The sequence below is a fragment of the Bacillus thuringiensis genome, from assembly GCF_001182785.1.
Classification (GTDB): Bacteria; Bacillota; Bacilli; order Bacillales; family Bacillaceae_G; genus Bacillus_A; species Bacillus_A thuringiensis_S.
Map to the genome: position 1 here is coordinate 941201 of NZ_CP012099.1, position 16520 is coordinate 957720.

The following is a 16520-nucleotide window of genomic DNA, read 5'->3' on the forward strand; positions in this document are numbered from 1 at the left end:
CATGTTAATTAGCTCACAGTTCACTATGCATCTTGTTTTGTTAAATATATTAAACCACCTCTCGATATTCGAGAGGTGGTTTATGTTTATTTATTCACAATTCTATTATATGAATTAATGGTTAAAACGTAGTAAACAAGGTAGATCACACCATACGTTGTCATAGCATAAATAAATGAAATGACATCTTGCTGTATATCCATGCTATATTGTAAGGATACTGACATTGTTAACATGGCTGCATTTAGTATCCCAATAATTAGCGGAAAGAGAAATATAAATAATGTTTGTTTTGCTATGGTAGTCCGTACTTCTTTTTTATTTACACCAATTTTCCGTAAAATCTCATAACGATTTTTATCTGAATGTGCTTCTGTTAGCTGTTTGAAGTATATAACACTTCCTGTTGCAACTAGTAAAACTAATGCTAAAGAGCTAACTACAAAGATTTTCATTCCCGTAAGTGCTTTTATTTTTTTATACTCTTTATAGAACGTACGCATATGAGTATCGTTCCCTGCTAGCGTCATTACTATTTCAGATGTTTCCTTTGTTGTTTTTTCATCCGCTACTTTATAAGCTTTATATGTGATTGGACTGATTTGTTTTGCTACACTGTCAAACTTTGCATTATCAATTACAATGTATAAGAGCTCAGAACCAGAGGTTAGTCGTATCGCTTTTTTTTCTAACTTGTTGAGCTTAAAAGTATAATTTCCCGCAGGTAACTGAATATTGACTTTATGATCAATAAAATCAGTGGCTGGTTGATTAATGTATTGTTGGAATGCAATAGCATGCTCACCAGAAAGATTTGGTATATCTCCTAGTTTTAGAATTTTGTTCATTTTATGAAATCCACTTTCTGAAATCAAATTAACAGATAGATCATTTTTATTTTGGAATGGTGCTGAAGTATTCCCTTTTACTTGAATAACCGGAATATCTAGTTGCGCTGTAATCGGATGATCTTTGTCTTTTGAAATAACCCGTTTGATTTGATTGTCAGATGTTTCATCTTTTGAAAGATGAATATAGCTAAAAGGAGCTGTTTCATGAGCATCTTTCTCAGTGATAGAATATTCCGAGAAACTCGCTTGAAGATATGGCAGTGCTACAGAAATTAGTAATGCGATAATTGTAAGCATAAGGGCATTTCCTTTTATACGATACAACAAGTGAGATGTTCCAATGATGTTAATCCCTTTATAGTAGTTCGGTTTATTTTTTTGTGCACGCTTTAGTAAATACACAGTTAAAGAACGAAATAATAAATATGTTCCAATAGCGACAAGAGGCATAGAAAGCATTGTTGCCCCGTTAAACATAAACCAATAACTACTTACGAGTAAAATAATCGAAACTACGGCAGAGACAATAGATGCTTTTGGTACTTTCTCCCCTTTTTTCTCTGCTTGGAATAATTCAATTAATTTAAAGCGATAAATTAAAAGATACGATTGAAGGGATGTAAAAATTGTAATGGCCGTAAATGTAATAGTGGTATTCATAATTGCTTCCATAGGAATACTAAAATTCACATCGACTGGAGCACCTACGAGTTTAAGGAGTAACATGATAAACAATCTGGATAATATTATCCCTAATACGAGCCCGCATATTAAAGTGATAGCCCCGATAATTACATTTTCAAAAAACAGCATTCTTGCGATGTTTTTTTTTCTAACGCCAAGTAGGGAGTACAGACCTACTTCTTTTTTACGTTTTTTCGTGAAGAATGCATTAGAATATCCAATGAAAACTGCTACGAATCCTATTAAAACGAAAGAGGTTTGTGACATTGTACCTTCCATATTATTAACGGCGTTTTTAATTTCTGGTGTATACAATAATGAGTTGAAAGTATAGCAAATCACGACACTAATCACCATAGAGAAAATGTAGAGAAGGTAGTTGTTTAAATTTCCTTTAATATTTTTTTTCGCTAAACTAAATAACGTCACTTGTACCACCTCCAAGAATGGACAAAACATCTAATATCTTTTTGAAAAAATCTTTGCCGGAAGAATTCCCCTTTACGAGTTCGGTAAAAAGCGTACCATCTTTAATAAATAAAACGCGTTTACAATAGCTAGCTGCAAAAGCATCATGTGTTACCATGAGGATGGTTGCGTTATCTTCTTGGCTTAAATTTTGTAAGCTCTCCAATAAGTCTGCTGCCGATTTTGAATCAAGTGCGCCAGTCGGCTCGTCAGCTAATATTAAGCTGGGTTTAGATACCATTGCACGTGAAGCAGCTGTACGCTGTTTCTGTCCCCCTGAGATTTGATACGGGTATTTGTCTAAAATAGAACGAATACCAAAGCGCTCTGAAATCTCATTAACTCTGTTTTCTATTTCTCTTACATCCATTTTTGCCAGTGCAAGTGGCAACAAAATATTATCTTTCACTGTTAACGTATCTAATAAATTATAATCTTGAAAAATGAAACCGAGTTTATCCCGCCTGAATGCAGATAATTGTTCTTCTTTCATATTTAGTATGCTCGTCCCATCAACCAAAATCTCACCGGACGTTGGTTGATCTATGGTCGCCAAAATATTTAAAAGTGTGGACTTTCCGGCACCTGAAGGCCCCATAATTCCAACAAACTCACCTTCGCGAACAGTTAAATCAATATCATGTAATGCAGTAAATGTATTTCCTTTTGTTCCATACATTTTTTTGATTTGTTTTGCGTCTACTATTGATTTCATATATATAATTCCTCCATTAAAGACGTTATTTTTTCTTACAGGTTTTATTCTATATGATGGAACCCTTCAATAACCTTACAGTTTTTTAGGTTAACCTTACAGTTTTGTCACCTTACAATAAATCTTCCTTTTTTTCTGTATTTTTTCCACTATAATGTGATATAGAAGATTATGCAATTGCAATTTAATGTAGCAGTATGGGAAGAAAATATACAACACAAATTATCTTTAATATAAGATTTTGGAGGAATAACCGTGAAAATTATGATTGTAGAAGACGAAAAAACGATTAGAGATATGTTGGGAGAGACAATAGAAAAATGGGGATTTACTACAGTAAAGGTAGAAGATTTTGACCAAGTATTATCAATATTTTTAAACAATAGTCCTCATCTTGTATTAATGGATATTAATTTACCATCATTTGATGGATTTTACTGGTGTAATAAAATGAGAGAAATCTCAAAAACGCCGATTATTTTTCTTTCATCTCGTAATACACCAATGGATATGGTAATGGCGATGAATATGGGCGGAGATGATTTCATTAATAAACCGTTCCACACAGATGTTTTAATGGCGAAGATTAATGCACTCCTGCGCAGGACATATACGTATATAGAAGACATAGAGTTAAATGTTATTGAGCATGATGGGATTGTGCTCAATCTTAAAACCTACAATTTGTCTTATGTGGATGATGCTATTACGCTAACTAAAAATGAATTTATTATTTTAAAACTTCTCATGCAAAATAAAGGAACAGTTGTAAGCCGAACAAAGATAATGCGTAGTCTTTGGGCTGATGAAAGATTCGTGGACGAAAACACCTTAACCGTTAACATTACGCGGATACGCAAGAAAATTACTGACCTCGGTAAGGAAGGCTTCATTACTACTAAGAAAGGATACGGGTATATCATTTCATGAGTTTTTTTCAATATATAAAAGATAAACGCTTCTTTTTCATACTGTACTTCATATTAATGTTGTTTGTTTCATTAATTATGGTTGTAAATGATAGTCGGAATCTCGTGATTAAAAATCTGCTCTATACTCACGTTATTTGTTTCCTTTCCGTAAGTCTGTATATTACTATTGGATATTATTATCGAAGATCTTTTTACATGGAGCTAAATAATCTAATAGAGAATCAAAAGGAAGATTTTCCTATAGAATTGATTGAACCACAAAATTATGAACAAGCTTTATATGTCAAAATGATAAAAATAGTACGGGACAATCATTCTAAGCAACTTCAAAAGTTGATTCACGAGAAAGTGGATCACCAAGATTTTATTATGTCTTGGGTTCATGAGGTAAAGCTTCCAATTGCCGCTAGTAATTTACTTATTGAGAACAGTACGGGGAAAACAGTAGATTTTCTTGTAGATAAGTTTGAAGATGAGCTGAATAAAATTGATAATTATGTGGAACAGGCTCTTTACTATTCACGAATTGACTCGTTTTCTAAAGACTATTTCATTACAGATGTACAGTTGAATCAAATCATTAAACAAAGTGTAAAAAAATATGCCAAAATCTTTATCACGAAACGAATTCACTTTCATATGGAGGAAGTGCAAAAATCCGTTCAAAGTGATAGTAAATGGCTTGCATTTATCATAGACCAAATTACTGCAAATGCTTTAAAGTATGTAAATGAAGGTGGAGAGATTTTTTTCCGTTTGGAGGAGGATCATGAAGAAAAAAGATTGTTTATTCAAGATACAGGCATTGGGATAAAGCAAGAAGATATACATCGTGTGTTTGAAAGAGGATTCACGGGTTCTAATGGAAGAACACATACAAAATCTACTGGGATGGGACTGTACCTTGTAAAACAAATGGTTTTGAAATTGGGACATGATATTTCTATTCAATCACAAGAAGGAAAATATACAAGGGTTACCATCCATTTCCCAAAAATAAGAAATTACAATCATTTCCTGTGAAGAATAGACCAGGAATGCATTTGAAAATTATTAAAGTATTTCTATGTGTATAAAGAGTTACTCAATATAGAAATACAGCCAAAATTTATCAAAGGTTCTAATTCACCTTTTCAATCTCCTACAGCAAAGCGGGCGGAAATCTCATCGATATGAGAAGAAAACAGTCTTTGATATATTAGGTGTCGTTTACAAGTGTACCATGTCTGATAATCAAGCGGCTTAATTCAAAAAATGAAACCTGTTAAGTTTTATTTCGTACGCGAATCTTTAAATTCTCTACACGTAGCCTTTAGAAAAAATAAAAAGCTTTTACTGTAATTGACGTTGTATGAGCTTAGCTTGCTCCTAAAATGAACTTCATTGCTATAAAAGACTCTAATTTTTCGTTTTGGGGCAAATATTATATAAAATAATAGCTATCTCTAAATCACTAGCTTCAAAAAAGCCTTCACGCAATGATGATTGCATGAAGGCTTTTGATGTTATCTTATTTTTTTGTCTCGTTAACCCATGTAATAATGTCCTGGATGACGTACTCGGGAACATTAGCAGGGATTTCGTATTCACTAGGAAGACTTAATTCTCCGTCACCCTCCGTGAAGAAATGATTCAATTTCGGGTATTTTTTGAACTGAACATTCCCCCGGTTTGAAAGTCCTTTCTGCCATTTTGTATATTCATCTTTTACTGTTACTTGATAATCGCGTGTTCCTTGCAAGATGAGTAAAGGCTCTTTTCGTGATTTTGCTTCTTCAACTGGACGCCACCTAGAAACATCATACATAAAATGAGGTGACCCAAAATTGTAGCCAGCTGGAGGATGATCAGGATTGAAAGTAGGACCCTGAATAAAAGCGACTTGTCTTTTTAGTTCATCGATTTCTTCCTTTGGTTTCCCAAGGTATTGATACTGATCAATGGCAATGTCAGTCAAAGGGCGTGCAGGTGGTGCGAGTAAGATACTTCCTCGGACAAGTGAGGAAGGCGCTTTGCTCAGTATACGTGGCATTGTACCGGCTCCTTGACTATGTCCAAGAATGAAAATATTACTTGGATCAATGCCTTCCTGCTGCGCTACGGATTTTGCTGCATATATGGCATCATCTGTAGTATCACGGTCTAATGTAACAGGTTCTGCACTCATCTTTAATGCATGTTCTAAGGTACGTTTTTCATAGCGCAACACTGCAATTCCGTTGGATGAAAGGCCCACCGCAATGTCTCGTAAGATTTTTGTTCCCAAATAGGTAGCATCGCGATCATGGATGCCAGCACCATGCACAAGAACAACGACGGGTACCTTTTCACCACGCTTATGTTTCGGAACTGTTAATGTCGCTGGTAACGGATAGGTAGAATTTCCAATGACGATTTCACGTTCTTGATAGGAGTCAGGTTGATCATAGCTAGGATGGGGGATGGTAAAAGATTCCTCGGGTGGCCTTTCTCCAATTTCATCTACTTTCCCGCCAGGTGTGAATTTAAGGAGTAGCGGTATGGTAGTTCCTTCGGTAGCTGCTGGAATTTCCACCGTCTGATGGACCAAGTTTCGTTCTTTTATCACGGGGGTTCCCATGCTTTTTATCCCGCTCCAGCCACTTTGTGTCCACCAGTTTTGTAATGTGTTTGCTGTAAACTTAGATTGAAAAGCAGCAGACGTCAACTGTAGTGCCTCGGCATACTTACCTTGCTGGAGATATTCAAAAAATAATGATGTACGCTCCGTTAAAGAGACTAGTTTCTTTTCAGCAGATTGTTCCTCACGTGTATCTGCGTGAATAGTTGTTGTAAGCGGGAAAGATGAAACGCCTAAAGAAAAGAGTAGGGTAAAGGTAAGTACTGATCTTTGTATTTTCTTTTTTTTATTCATGTTTTAACCTCCAATATGTGATGGTAAAAAACAGGTATGGTAATTAGAATTCTGGTACAAAAACCTCGAAATATTTACAATTAATCTCCAAAACTTGGACACATTCATATTATTACTCTAAACAAACGTAGATTTCTCCTTCTTCCACATACATATAAACTTCAGAAATAACCTTTCTTCCTTCGCTTTATATTTTGATTATAGGAAACAAAGCTCTCGTTTTTCTTACTTGATAATTACAAATTCCTTAAGTAGGGGATATTTTAAAAATGGATATGTGGCGGTACTCCTATGTTAAGAGATAGCTTAAGGACCGAGGATTATATTGTTTTTATGAAGAGTTGATGTTATGTTTGTTTTGTAACATATGGTGTTTTATGCATGTAGGAGGATTTATTGAAGAAATTATTAATATTGTTTTTATTAGCTACATTTTGTCTACAGATTACAGGATGTTCTAATAAGATGGGTACACTAAGGGAGAAGTCTAAAACTTCAACACCTGTGAAGTCTAAACGCATCAATAAAGGGTGGTACAAACATATGTAATAGTTTGTATCACCCTTTGTTGATGATAGAAGTCATAAGGAAAAGGTTGATAGTTAGATATTTTTCATAAAGAAAAGACACCCTAAGGTGCCTTTCTTCGACTTGAACCATCTTAATTTTAATAATATATTGGACTCCCATCCAAATATTATTTTACCATGTTAAGTTGTTTTATTCATTGAGAAATATGCTTTAAAACTATATTTTTAAAAATTATATAGATTTGAACAATATGTATACGAGCTACATATCAAAAAAAAGACACTCTCAAGAGTGCCTCTCCTTAGCAGCCGAATCCGCCGCCCCAACAGCTAGCGCCAACGATGATTAATAAGATGAAGAGCACAACAAGTAAGGCAAATCCGCCGCCGAAACCACAGCCTCCACCACAACTACCGCCATAGCCCATATTAACTCCTCCTTCCATAAAGACCATTTAATAATGGATTTAATTTAATTTATGTTTTTAAGGATGAATGGAGCAGGTCCTTAAAAAAATAAAAGAACTTTGGAAGTTTAAAAGAGTTGACGACCTTATTTTTGTCACCGGTATTCCGCCTTCTACATATTGTATTTTATTCTGTGTATTTGGGGGAAGGAGGATCTTTATGGCTAATTCTGAGATGATTTTACGTTTACTTACGGATTTAAAGATTGAACAACAATTGTTGAAAGAACAGTTAGAGAAAATGCAAACAGCTGTGACTATTCTTGAAGAAAAATCAGTGACGCTTAAAGAAAAACCAGCGACTCTTAAAGAAAAAACAACGACTCCTGAAGAAAAACCATCTGTTACAAAGCAAAGAGCTTTTTCTGGACGCCCAACATCTTTTCGTGATTGGAGAGCATCTAGTCAAAAAAATTAGGGAATGTTATGTGAAATGATAAATAAAAAAGTACAGTCTGCTGTAGAAAAGACTGTACTTTTTTATGTCAGTAGAGAATGTTAAGGGAGACGTATTTATTGGCCTATTCCACTTTTAATTGGAGTTCTTTATCTAACTTATCATTATTAATTTTTAAAGTTAATCCTTGCGTGTTTTTCGGTACATCAAATACAATGTTTCCTTCCGAACTTTCATTAGGATTAACAATATTAAATTTGAATGTGGAGATATTTGCAGCTTTAAGTACTGACTGATATTCATTGGAAATGTGATATTCTCTTCCAAATCCATCAATTAATTTAAAGTTGTTAATATCTAGTGTAATGGGTTCTTCTTTACGATTATAAACGGCGATGTCTAATACTTTAAAGACACCTTGTGCTTTAACTTCTCCAGTCCCTAGAACATCTAATGACTCGGCAGATCCCATTGACATGTATACATCAGAGGAATCTACATTGGTAGGAAGTTCTTTTTGCGGATCCTTGCTGCTAAGTTTGTTATTCTCTGTTTTTTTAGAAGTAGCCTGCTCGTTTTTCTCGGGCGCATCATGTGAACTGCAAGCTGATACTCCAAACAAGAATGTGCTACATAATAATGATGCTAATAACTTTTTGTTCATCGTTTGTTTCTTCCTTCCAAAATAGAAGCACTTTTAATGAGTGCTATATATATTTGTCTTTATATGTATTACATTTTATATCTTATTATATTGATTTTGGAAAGAAAAGGGAAAAGTTTGTGCGTTTCTCTGATTCGAATTATTTATCTGTCTAAAAGTTGAAATTAAAATGAGCCCCATAAATGATAAACCATTCCACTAACAAAAAACACTAATCCTAAAAATAAAACAATTAAAGCAAGCATTCCATTTTTATTATGTTCCATAAAAGTAGCTCCTTTTTCATTTACTTACATACAAAAGCCTTTAGTCGTAATTATGGCTAAAGGCTTTAATCTTCATACTTTGTAGTTTATAAAAAAGTTGCACTTCTGTATTAATCTGGAATATGATTGTTTAAAGAGAAGGTGATGAGTACATGCAGGAAACAAAACAATTCCCGCTTATATCTGGAAATCCCTCATTAGATTTAGTAAATACAGAGCTAGTTAGGCGTGGACAACGTTATGATTTATTAATAACAAATGAAGATGTATTAGAATGGCTACATGTAATAAAGGTTAATCTTCCTTTTTGGAATGAAAAAACACTTATAGGAATTCAGAAGCGAATGGATCAAGTTACATCTAGCATATTAGAGGTAAGAGAAGTATTGAGAAAACAGTTTGAGGCAATTGCTGATCAACAAGAAATTTCTAATGATTTTATTACGTATTTAGAAAAACAAATTGAGAAGGCACCATTTACATATAAAATCATTGAACAGCAGCTAGTATCTATCCCAGTTGGAGAAATCGAGGATGTACTCGCATCGTTAATTGCATTTGACGCTTTAACGTTAATAGCAGAAAATAAGCTTATTTCCCTTAAAAGGTGTTCAAATCCTGACTGTGTTTTATTATTTATAGATAAGAGTGGAAAACGAAAATGGTGTTCTATGAAAATATGTGGGAACCGGAAAAAGGTAGCAAAATTTCAGGATCGAAAATTTGAGGAAGTTTAGAGAATCAACTTATAACAGTTGATTCTTTTTTTGTATTTTAAAACTAACCCCTTAAATTAATATTTACAGGTTAGTTATGTCGAGTTATAATTGTTGGTAAATAAAGGAGGAGAACGATGGATAATATAACAGCAACTAAGCAGAAAGATCCTCAACCAGTAAGTGTACGATATTTTACAAAAATGAAAGGGAAAGGAAGAAGTCCATTACAAGTAAATATAAAGGACTCTTTAACAGGACTACTAGGGGGATTTTTAACAATTCTTACCTTAACATATTTAACGAGCATAACCTCTACAGAATTATTAATGGCTCCATTTGGGGCGAGTTGTGTATTAGCGTTTGGAGTTTGGAATGCGCCATTATCTCAACCGCGTAATATTATTGGAGGACATTTGATTTCAACTTTCATTGGTCTATCAATATATCATTTGTTTTGGAATGAATATTGGACAATTGCTTTAGCGGTGGGGATGGCAATAGCCGTTATGATGTTAACGAGAACGACGCACCCTCCGGCAGGCGCCGATCCGATTATCGTTATTTTAGGAGCAAACAGTTGGAGTTATTTAGTAACACCAGTTTTAATTGGCTCCGTTGTTATTGTAGTTATTGCTTTATTCATTAATAATATGAGTAGTAAAAGAAGCTATCCAACTTTTTGGGTGTAGTTTGTGAAGTGAGAAACAATTTAAGTGAGTATTCTATTTTTACTATGTTTTATATAGTAAAAGCCTTAGTCGTAATTGCGGCTAATGGTTTGGGTTCTCATACTTTGTAGTTTATAAAGAAAAGGCACTTTAAAGTGCCTTCTACAGATTTGAATTATTTAATTCATGTAATTAATATTCGTTAGCATAAAACTCTTTTATTAATTTTATTTCATTTGTATCTGGATTAAACTTAAATATTTTAATTTGATTCGATTCATCTTTGTATGCAAATGTATTCTCACCAACTTGGGTCATATTGCTGGTGTTTAAAATAGGATCGCTACCGTGATCAGTAATTTCCACAGTTTTCTCCCGGTCCCAGAATGCAATGACAATAATCAAAATAATAAGACATACCCGTATAAAACGTAATTCTCTTGCAACAGGATGTTCCATCTGTTTGTCTCCTTTACTGTTTGATAGAGTGTGTTTATAAAAGAGATAATTCCTAGGAATATAAATAAAAAAGACACCGTAAAGTGTCTTTTTTATTTTAGTTATGCGCATTACTTAATAAGACGCTAGTTCCTCAGTCTGGCTATGAGTAACTATGTAGGGTGATTTTATTATAACATTTTAACCAGTAATGGGTCTATATGGAATTTAATTGTTTTTATTTTTGATTATTCAGAACGATTAATTGGGTATTTGGATGAAGGAAGCAGTGACTTAACTTGTTTTAGAAGATTGTTTAGATGAGCTTGATATAGATGAAGATTTAGATGCTATGTCTTATACATTGGTCTTACAGCAATATAACTGGAGAAAGGGGAGGGGGCTAATCTTGAGCTTTGGAAAGAAGCTGATGTAGAAGATTATGAAGAGAGAAAGAAAGTTTTACATACATTAAAAGCACAGCTGATAAAGTGTAGAGTTATATTTCACTTTACACGAACATAACGGTATACTATAGTTAAGTTAAGTGAACTTAACTATTAAACGAAATAAAAGCATGGAGGAATAACGCTATGACTAGAACTTATAAAGAAGTAATTAATGAAATGAACCGAGCTTATAATGAATTTTACATTTTACTATTTCAGGAGTTAAAAGATGAGTTCGGTCTTACTGGACAGCAAGAGAGCATGCTATTTCATATTAATTTAAATGAAAACACGACAGCAAATCATATTGCGACTACTTTTAATATATCAAAAAGTGCCGTTAGCCAAGTTTTATCGAAATTGGAGAAACAGAAGATGATTTCAAAACAAGTAAACCCTAATAATAAACGGGAGTATTTTCTTACACTTGGTCCGAAAGGTAGTAAGTATATAGAGCGGTTGTCTGAGTTAGATGATGTATTAATTGAGAAATATTTTTCTAAAATCGATATAAATGCCCTAGAGCAAATGACCGAGACGTTAACGAAAATAAATAAAGTGATATTGGAAGAAAAGCAGAAGGATCTTAATTGTAATGAGTAAGAACGTAGATGAAGCAATTAGTAGAAAGGAGGAGAAGCGTGTTATGAGTTTCATACCAAATATGATTACGATAGCAAATTTTATATGTGGGCTTTTAGCTATTTATGCTGTTTTCGTTCACGATATTTATTTGGGAGCAGTTTTTATTATTACGGGTATGTTGTTTGATTTTTTTGATGGCATGGTTGCTCGGAAACTTGATTCTGTTTCAGAAATTGGTGGAGAGTTGGACTCATTTGCGGATTTAGTTACTTTTGGTGTGGCACCGTCTATTCTTGCATATAGTGTCGCGTTAAAAGATTTGCAGTCTATCGGGATGATATGTGCGCTTGCTTACAGTATTTGCGGAATGCTTCGGCTTGCGAGATTTAACACGCAGCAAAGCAAACTCCCGACCTTTATCGGTATGCCGATTCCATTTGCGGCAATGTGTCTCCTCATTTTATGTTTTTTAAAGAATCCAGTTTTCGTGGCGTTTGGTACATGCGTACTCGCTTATTTAATGGTGAGCAAAATCAAATTCCCTCATTTTAAAAAAGATATAGCTGAAAGCTTGAAGCCTGGAAGATTGGATTGATGATACGGAATTACAACGAGAAAGATAAAGGAGAATAACATGATTCGTATGGCATTAAGATCGTTCAATATACAAATGTATTGTTTGCTAGGCGTAATGTTATTGGGATGGTTGCTGACACCTTTTTCAGCCCAGTTTGTCGGGATAAGTATTGGCCTTTTGGTGAGTATGTACTGCGCCTGGATTTTAGGAAGGCGTATTGAAAAGTTCGGAGATAGCATTGTAAAAAAAGAAAAAGCACCGATGCTCGGAATGATAAATCGGTTTGCAGCCGCAATACTATGTGCGATTATTATGTATGAAATTGAACACCATGAATTCATGTGGACATTCGCTGCCGGAATTATGGGCGGGTATTTCTTGGTTATTATTAATTTGGGGTATTACAGTATGAGGGATGCGGAGGAATAAAGTTTCACTTTATTATAAAGAAAAGACACCCATATAAGAGTGTCTTTTCTGATAGTTTTTTAGCAGAAGCAAGAAGCTCCAACGATGATTAATAAAATAAACAGTACAACTAATAAAGCAAATCCTCCAGCAAAACCGCAGCCTTCGCCGCAACTACCACCAAAACCCATAATAGTTCCTCCTTTTAATAAGAGGGGAAAACAAGGGTACACTCATGTATTTTAACGGATTCAAATTACTTTATGTTTTTTACGCAATAATTGAGCAGGTCCTTTGGAAAATAAAAAAGACACCCTAAGGCGCCTTCTTCCGATTGGAATCATCTTAATTGTATTGCGTCGATATCATATAAGAAAAAAAGACATCAATTAAGATGTCTTTTTTCTTTGTAAAATTGGTGTTAAGAAGGTATAACCTATGAATAATATAACAATCATCGAGTAAGTTTATTATAGCAGCGATAAATAGGGTTTTTATTTGTATATTTTAATTGTCTGTTCCTTGTTTTAATTCGTTTATTTATATTTTTTTTTGAGTGCTCCAGCAATGGAGCCTTTTTTAGTATTCTATTTTGATGATGTTCTATAAGATTAGCACCTTTTAAATTTGTTTTTGTATAAAAAGCCTTTAACTTGTATTTATAGCTAAAGGCTCTGAGTGTCATACTTTATAGTTTATAAAATCTTATAAGAAGAATAACCAGTATTTTATATAGAATTTATCCCGCTATTTGCCGGGCTGCCCATAAACGCCCGATTGGTGAGAGCTGATTAAAGTTTCACTTTATAATGTTTTTTATCCAATTTGGAACTGAAAATGTACTAGCTTGATAATGAAGCTAGGTTATTAGAAGTGAAAAATTTTAGTTTTATTATAATTAATAGAAATGAAAGTAGTGTAAATATAAATCCACTCCAAATAAGTTGGTGAATACCTAAGTTTGAAATGAACCAGCCTCCAATAGTTGTTCCTAGAGTAATTCCGAGATTTGAGAATGAAACGAATAGGCTATTACCAAATTCGGGTGCTTCTCTTGCTTCACTTATTAACCATGTTTGACCAACAATTAATCCACCAGCATGCACGATTCCCCAAATGAATACCATGAAAATCATTGGAACAAGATAAGAACCTAAATAATAAACCAATATGTAAACAATAGAATATAAAATAGGGAACGATATTACTGTATTTACTATGCTTCTTTGCAAGAGACTACCAAATAAATGATTGCCTAAAATCATAACTATACCAAATATGAATAGCATGATACTGATGAGCGATCCATTCATGGAAGTTACTTTTGCAAGGTATTCGGCGAAGTAGCTGTATACAGAAAACATGGCTGCAAAAAGGAATGTGACAGTTAAAATATTTAACCATAATCCTGGTTTACCGAGTATACGAATTTGTTTGCCGAAAGACATTTTTTCTTTAACGGGCATAGAAGGAAGTGAAATTAGTATTCCAATGAATGCAAGGGCGTTAACAAGAGCTCCGAATAAGAAAGCAATTTCTAGTGAAAATTGATCTGCAAGGTAAGAGGTTAATGGTACACCTAGTGCAAAGCCAACCGTAATTCCCATGAAAACTTTTGTAACCGCTTGACCACTCTTTTCAGGAGGGACAAGTTTAGCAGCAGTTACAAGAGCGATTGAAAAGAAGAGTGGGTGAAGTGCTGCAGGTAAAATACGAAAAATAAGCATGATTTCAAATTGTGTTGTATAAGCGTAGATTATATTTGAAATAACAAAAACAAAGATTGCTATTAATAAAATTATTTTACGATTAATACTAGAGACGAGCAGAATTAAAAACGGACCAGAAATAGCAACGACTAGTGCGAATATACTTACTAAAAATCCTGCCTGTGCAGTTGAAATGTCAAATTTCTGAGTGATTTGTGGTAATACACCGACAATACCCATCTCGGTAGTAATAATTCCAAACACCCCTATTGCTAGTGTAAGAATAAGTAAAGGACTTACTTTTTTCATTTGTAAAACTCTCCATTCTTATTATTATTTTGAAAGTAAAATCGATTCATTAACAAAGAAATGAGCATGATTGGATGTCAATAGTATTAGAATTATGTAATATTAAATACAAAAACAGATATCTAAATAATTAGATATGATATGTTAAAAAAATGCTCCTTTCTATGTTTCTTGCTTTTATAGGTAGCGAAGTTTTAAAAAGAATGTATTAGGCGGCTATATAAAAGCAGAATGTGTGAAAGCAAATAATCAATTGGTAGGTTGATTATTTGCTTTTACTTTATAATTCATTTTGAACGTATTCAGAAAACGCTTGTATTGTTTTTTCATTTCGACGATAATATGTCCATTTTCCAATTCGGTCAGAGTCTAGTAATCCTGCCTTTTTCATAGTTAATAAATAACTAGAAATAACCGATTGGGCTAAGCCAGTTTTAAGCTGAATATCTCCTACACACACTCCAATCTGAAAATTAATCCCTTGTTCTAAATAAGGTTTTTCGTCGAAATGATTTTCTGGATTTTTTAACCATGATAAAATTTGACATCTTGTGTCATTTGACAATGCTTTATAAATTAATGAAGGTTCCATAAGGATATTATATCTACTTTTATAGATTTGTAAATGGGTTTGTGTGATTTTAAGGGAAGAAGGTATAGTTGATCCCCTCGAATAGGAATAAGGTGCTCCTGATCTGTACCCTTTGTAAAGGACATTTTAAAAAAAGTTAGGCAACCTAAAAAAGATGATTTCTGTATGCAAACAGAAGTCATCTTTTTTAAATTTTATTGATAGCAAGAGTGATTATAGTACGTCATATATTTCTTAATTTCATGTTTTAACTGAACAAACGAGTCACATGATTTTATATATGCTTTATCGGTTAAAGTACTACGAGGATTACGTGCAAAAATGATAGTATTGTTAGGTTTAAGCATGTTGTTGCCTAGCTATCAATGGCGGATTCTTAAGAAGAGTAATAATAAAATCCAACTGAAGATTTAAGAAAAATTTTATGTTTACCCCACTCTTTATTTTAAAAGTTTTTCCTATCCTATAAATGAGTTACATCATGAAGGAGACTAAAAAAGACAAAGTCATAGATGAAAATGTAAAGTTAGGGGATTCTACATGGATACAGGAGTTTTGATTAGTTATTTGTATACTTATTTCTTTACTATTATGTTTTGTATTGTGTTTCAAATTGGAGTTTATTTTAAAGCGAAAAGAACTATATCTATTCGGCATTTTTTGTGGGTGTATGTTTTTCTGTTCTATCTTTCGTTAGTGTATAAGGTGACGCAAATCGCGACTGTATGGGATATAAGTAGATATGAAACGTGGATTCGTGTAAGTCAAATCAATTTGACTCTATTTGATACTGCAGGTAGTACTACGTATCTTTTGAACATCGTACTGTTTATGCCGTTAGGTTTTTTATTACCGATGATTTGGCCGCACTTTAGAAAAATGAAAAACACCGTATGTGCAGGATTTCTTTTTTCATTGGCAATTGAGTTAAATCAATTACTAAATAATAGAATTACAGATATTGATGATTTATTTACGAATACCCTCGGGGCGATTATTGGGTATTTATTATATAGAGCTTTTAAAATGATATTAAGAAGAGAGGGGAAAAAGCTTGATACCAACTCTTCTCTAGTTATAAAATACGAGGCTGTTTTTTGTTTAGTGTGTTCATTTGTAGGGGCGATGTTAATTTATCATCCAGCTTTATTTGGAAGACCTGTCATCATTCAGTGAGGTGATTACGAATTTCTTTTGAA

Annotated in this window: 18 protein-coding genes and 3 pseudogenes; 11 read left to right on the forward strand and 10 right to left on the reverse strand. The window is 33.6% G+C overall.

Going from position 1 to position 16520, the window contains the following annotated elements; all coding sequences use genetic code 11:
* Positions 1-86: 86 nt before the first annotated feature.
* On the reverse strand, positions 87-1964 hold the full coding sequence (locus AC241_RS04840; RefSeq protein WP_050842719.1) for an ABC transporter permease: 1878 nt from the start codon (positions 1962-1964) through the stop codon (positions 87-89).
* Complete coding sequence (locus AC241_RS04845) at positions 1951-2718, reverse strand: ABC transporter ATP-binding protein (protein WP_050842721.1); 768 nt, start codon at positions 2716-2718, stop codon at positions 1951-1953. The genes AC241_RS04840 and AC241_RS04845 overlap by 14 nt, the downstream gene beginning before the upstream one ends.
* A 255-nt stretch (positions 2719-2973) precedes the next feature.
* On the opposite strand from AC241_RS04845, the gene AC241_RS04850 reads away from it, so the two are divergent.
* The 3 genes and pseudogenes from AC241_RS04850 to AC241_RS32555 form a co-directional block, all read left to right on the forward strand.
* Positions 2974-3648 carry a response regulator transcription factor gene (locus tag AC241_RS04850; RefSeq protein ID WP_050842723.1) on the forward strand — a complete coding sequence of 225 codons (675 nt, stop codon included), beginning with the start codon at positions 2974-2976 and terminating at the stop codon, positions 3646-3648.
* Positions 3645-4673, forward strand: a complete 1029-nt coding sequence (locus AC241_RS04855; protein WP_050842725.1) for a sensor histidine kinase — start codon at positions 3645-3647, stop codon at positions 4671-4673. The genes AC241_RS04850 and AC241_RS04855 overlap by 4 nt, the downstream gene beginning before the upstream one ends.
* 70 nt (positions 4674-4743) lie before the next feature.
* Positions 4744-4896 (forward strand): annotated as a pseudogene (locus AC241_RS32555) (IS4 family transposase); the annotation flags it as partial.
* A gap of 264 nt (positions 4897-5160) precedes the next feature.
* Here the strand turns inward: AC241_RS32555 and AC241_RS04860 are convergent.
* Both AC241_RS04860 and AC241_RS04865 read right to left on the reverse strand, forming a co-directional pair.
* Complete coding sequence (locus AC241_RS04860; protein ID WP_050842727.1) at positions 5161-6543, reverse strand: alpha/beta hydrolase; 1383 nt, start codon at positions 6541-6543, stop codon at positions 5161-5163.
* Between the two features lie 832 nt (positions 6544-7375).
* Entirely contained in the window at positions 7376-7501 is a 126-nt protein-coding gene (locus tag AC241_RS04865; protein ID WP_000540377.1) for a YjcZ family sporulation protein, read from the reverse strand.
* 199 nt (positions 7502-7700) lie between these two features.
* Here AC241_RS04865 and AC241_RS04870 point away from each other — a divergent pair, with 199 nt between their 5' ends.
* The gene (locus AC241_RS04870; protein ID WP_029441764.1) at positions 7701-7958 is read left to right on the forward strand and encodes a hypothetical protein; all 258 of its coding nucleotides are present in this window, start codon (positions 7701-7703) and stop codon (positions 7956-7958) included.
* A gap of 103 nt (positions 7959-8061) precedes the next feature.
* On the opposite strand, the gene AC241_RS04875 is transcribed toward AC241_RS04870, so the two are convergent.
* On the reverse strand, positions 8062-8601 hold the full coding sequence (locus tag AC241_RS04875; RefSeq protein ID WP_001035582.1) for a DUF4352 domain-containing protein: 540 nt from the start codon (positions 8599-8601) through the stop codon (positions 8062-8064).
* Between the two features lie 418 nt (positions 8602-9019).
* Between AC241_RS04875 and AC241_RS04885 the strand changes: the two genes are divergently transcribed.
* Both AC241_RS04885 and AC241_RS04890 read left to right on the forward strand, forming a co-directional pair.
* On the forward strand, positions 9020-9604 hold the full coding sequence (locus AC241_RS04885) for a CGNR zinc finger domain-containing protein (protein ID WP_016082644.1): 585 nt from the start codon (positions 9020-9022) through the stop codon (positions 9602-9604).
* 116 nt (positions 9605-9720) lie between these two features.
* Positions 9721-10275, forward strand: a complete 555-nt coding sequence (locus tag AC241_RS04890) for an HPP family protein (RefSeq protein WP_050842728.1) — start codon at positions 9721-9723, stop codon at positions 10273-10275.
* A gap of 171 nt (positions 10276-10446) precedes the next feature.
* On the opposite strand, the gene AC241_RS04895 is transcribed toward AC241_RS04890, so the two are convergent.
* A complete protein-coding gene (locus AC241_RS04895; protein WP_000400965.1) occupies positions 10447-10713 on the reverse strand; it encodes a YmzC family protein in 267 nt (88 codons plus the stop codon).
* Between the two features lie 219 nt (positions 10714-10932).
* Here AC241_RS04895 and AC241_RS35105 point away from each other — a divergent pair.
* The 4 genes and pseudogenes from AC241_RS35105 to AC241_RS04915 all read left to right on the forward strand — a co-directional run bounded on the left by AC241_RS35105 (position 10933) and on the right by AC241_RS04915 (position 12732).
* A pseudogene (locus AC241_RS35105) lies at positions 10933-11217 on the forward strand (MarR family transcriptional regulator).
* Positions 11218-11285: 68 nt separating this feature from the next.
* Positions 11286-11744: a MarR family winged helix-turn-helix transcriptional regulator gene (locus tag AC241_RS04905; RefSeq protein ID WP_016082642.1), complete on the forward strand. Its 459-nt coding sequence runs from the start codon at positions 11286-11288 to the stop codon at positions 11742-11744.
* Positions 11737-12321, forward strand: a complete 585-nt coding sequence (pssA, locus tag AC241_RS04910) for a CDP-diacylglycerol--serine O-phosphatidyltransferase (protein WP_103574504.1) — start codon at positions 11737-11739, stop codon at positions 12319-12321. Before AC241_RS04905 ends, pssA begins: the two co-directional genes overlap by 8 nt.
* Positions 12322-12360: 39 nt before the next feature.
* Entirely contained in the window at positions 12361-12732 is a 372-nt protein-coding gene (locus AC241_RS04915) for an ATP synthase subunit I (RefSeq protein ID WP_050842730.1), read from the forward strand.
* A 59-nt stretch (positions 12733-12791) separates the two neighbouring features.
* Here the strand turns inward: AC241_RS04915 and AC241_RS32565 are convergent, their stop codons facing one another.
* From AC241_RS32565 to AC241_RS35110, 4 genes and pseudogenes are all read right to left on the reverse strand, one after another.
* Positions 12792-12902 (reverse strand): YjcZ family sporulation protein, encoded by a 111-nt coding sequence (locus AC241_RS32565; RefSeq protein WP_000505669.1) that lies wholly within the window; start codon positions 12900-12902, stop codon positions 12792-12794.
* 651 nt (positions 12903-13553) lie between these two features.
* Positions 13554-14729: an MFS transporter gene (locus AC241_RS04920; protein ID WP_050842732.1), complete on the reverse strand. Its 1176-nt coding sequence runs from the start codon at positions 14727-14729 to the stop codon at positions 13554-13556.
* 280 nt (positions 14730-15009) lie between these two features.
* Entirely contained in the window at positions 15010-15321 is a 312-nt protein-coding gene (locus AC241_RS04925) for an ArsR/SmtB family transcription factor (RefSeq protein ID WP_000433731.1), read from the reverse strand.
* 194 nt (positions 15322-15515) lie between these two features.
* Positions 15516-15617 (reverse strand): annotated as a pseudogene (locus AC241_RS35110) (TetR family transcriptional regulator); the annotation flags it as partial.
* 244 nt (positions 15618-15861) lie between these two features.
* Between AC241_RS35110 and AC241_RS04930 the strand changes: the two are divergent.
* Entirely contained in the window at positions 15862-16497 is a 636-nt protein-coding gene (locus tag AC241_RS04930; RefSeq protein ID WP_050842734.1) for a VanZ family protein, read from the forward strand.
* Positions 16498-16520 lie beyond the last annotated feature (23 nt).

What these genes read in the sequence shown, in the direction of transcription:
- AC241_RS04915 (WP_050842730.1), top strand. Translation starts at nt 12,361, where the DNA reads ATGATTCGTATGGCATTAAGATCGTTCAATATACAAATGTATTGTTTG.
- AC241_RS32565 (WP_000505669.1), bottom strand. Translation starts at nt 12,902, where the DNA reads ATGGGTTTTGGTGGTAGTTGCGGCGAAGGCTGCGGTTTTGCTGGAGGA.
- AC241_RS04885 (WP_016082644.1), top strand. Translation starts at nt 9,020, where the DNA reads ATGCAGGAAACAAAACAATTCCCGCTTATATCTGGAAATCCCTCATTA.
- AC241_RS04845 (WP_050842721.1), bottom strand. Translation starts at nt 2,718, where the DNA reads ATGAAATCAATAGTAGACGCAAAACAAATCAAAAAAATGTATGGAACA.
- AC241_RS04930 (WP_050842734.1), top strand. Translation starts at nt 15,862, where the DNA reads ATGGATACAGGAGTTTTGATTAGTTATTTGTATACTTATTTCTTTACT.
- AC241_RS04875 (WP_001035582.1), bottom strand. Translation starts at nt 8,601, where the DNA reads ATGAACAAAAAGTTATTAGCATCATTATTATGTAGCACATTCTTGTTT.
- AC241_RS04905 (WP_016082642.1), top strand. Translation starts at nt 11,286, where the DNA reads ATGACTAGAACTTATAAAGAAGTAATTAATGAAATGAACCGAGCTTAT.
- AC241_RS04870 (WP_029441764.1), top strand. Translation starts at nt 7,701, where the DNA reads ATGGCTAATTCTGAGATGATTTTACGTTTACTTACGGATTTAAAGATT.
- AC241_RS04895 (WP_000400965.1), bottom strand. Translation starts at nt 10,713, where the DNA reads ATGGAACATCCTGTTGCAAGAGAATTACGTTTTATACGGGTATGTCTT.
- AC241_RS04890 (WP_050842728.1), top strand. Translation starts at nt 9,721, where the DNA reads ATGGATAATATAACAGCAACTAAGCAGAAAGATCCTCAACCAGTAAGT.
- AC241_RS04925 (WP_000433731.1), bottom strand. Translation starts at nt 15,321, where the DNA reads ATGGAACCTTCATTAATTTATAAAGCATTGTCAAATGACACAAGATGT.
- AC241_RS04920 (WP_050842732.1), bottom strand. Translation starts at nt 14,729, where the DNA reads ATGAAAAAAGTAAGTCCTTTACTTATTCTTACACTAGCAATAGGGGTG.
- AC241_RS04855 (WP_050842725.1), top strand. Translation starts at nt 3,645, where the DNA reads ATGAGTTTTTTTCAATATATAAAAGATAAACGCTTCTTTTTCATACTG.
- AC241_RS04860 (WP_050842727.1), bottom strand. Translation starts at nt 6,543, where the DNA reads ATGAATAAAAAAAAGAAAATACAAAGATCAGTACTTACCTTTACCCTA.
- AC241_RS04865 (WP_000540377.1), bottom strand. Translation starts at nt 7,501, where the DNA reads ATGGGCTATGGCGGTAGTTGTGGTGGAGGCTGTGGTTTCGGCGGCGGA.
- pssA (WP_103574504.1), top strand. Translation starts at nt 11,737, where the DNA reads ATGAGTAAGAACGTAGATGAAGCAATTAGTAGAAAGGAGGAGAAGCGT.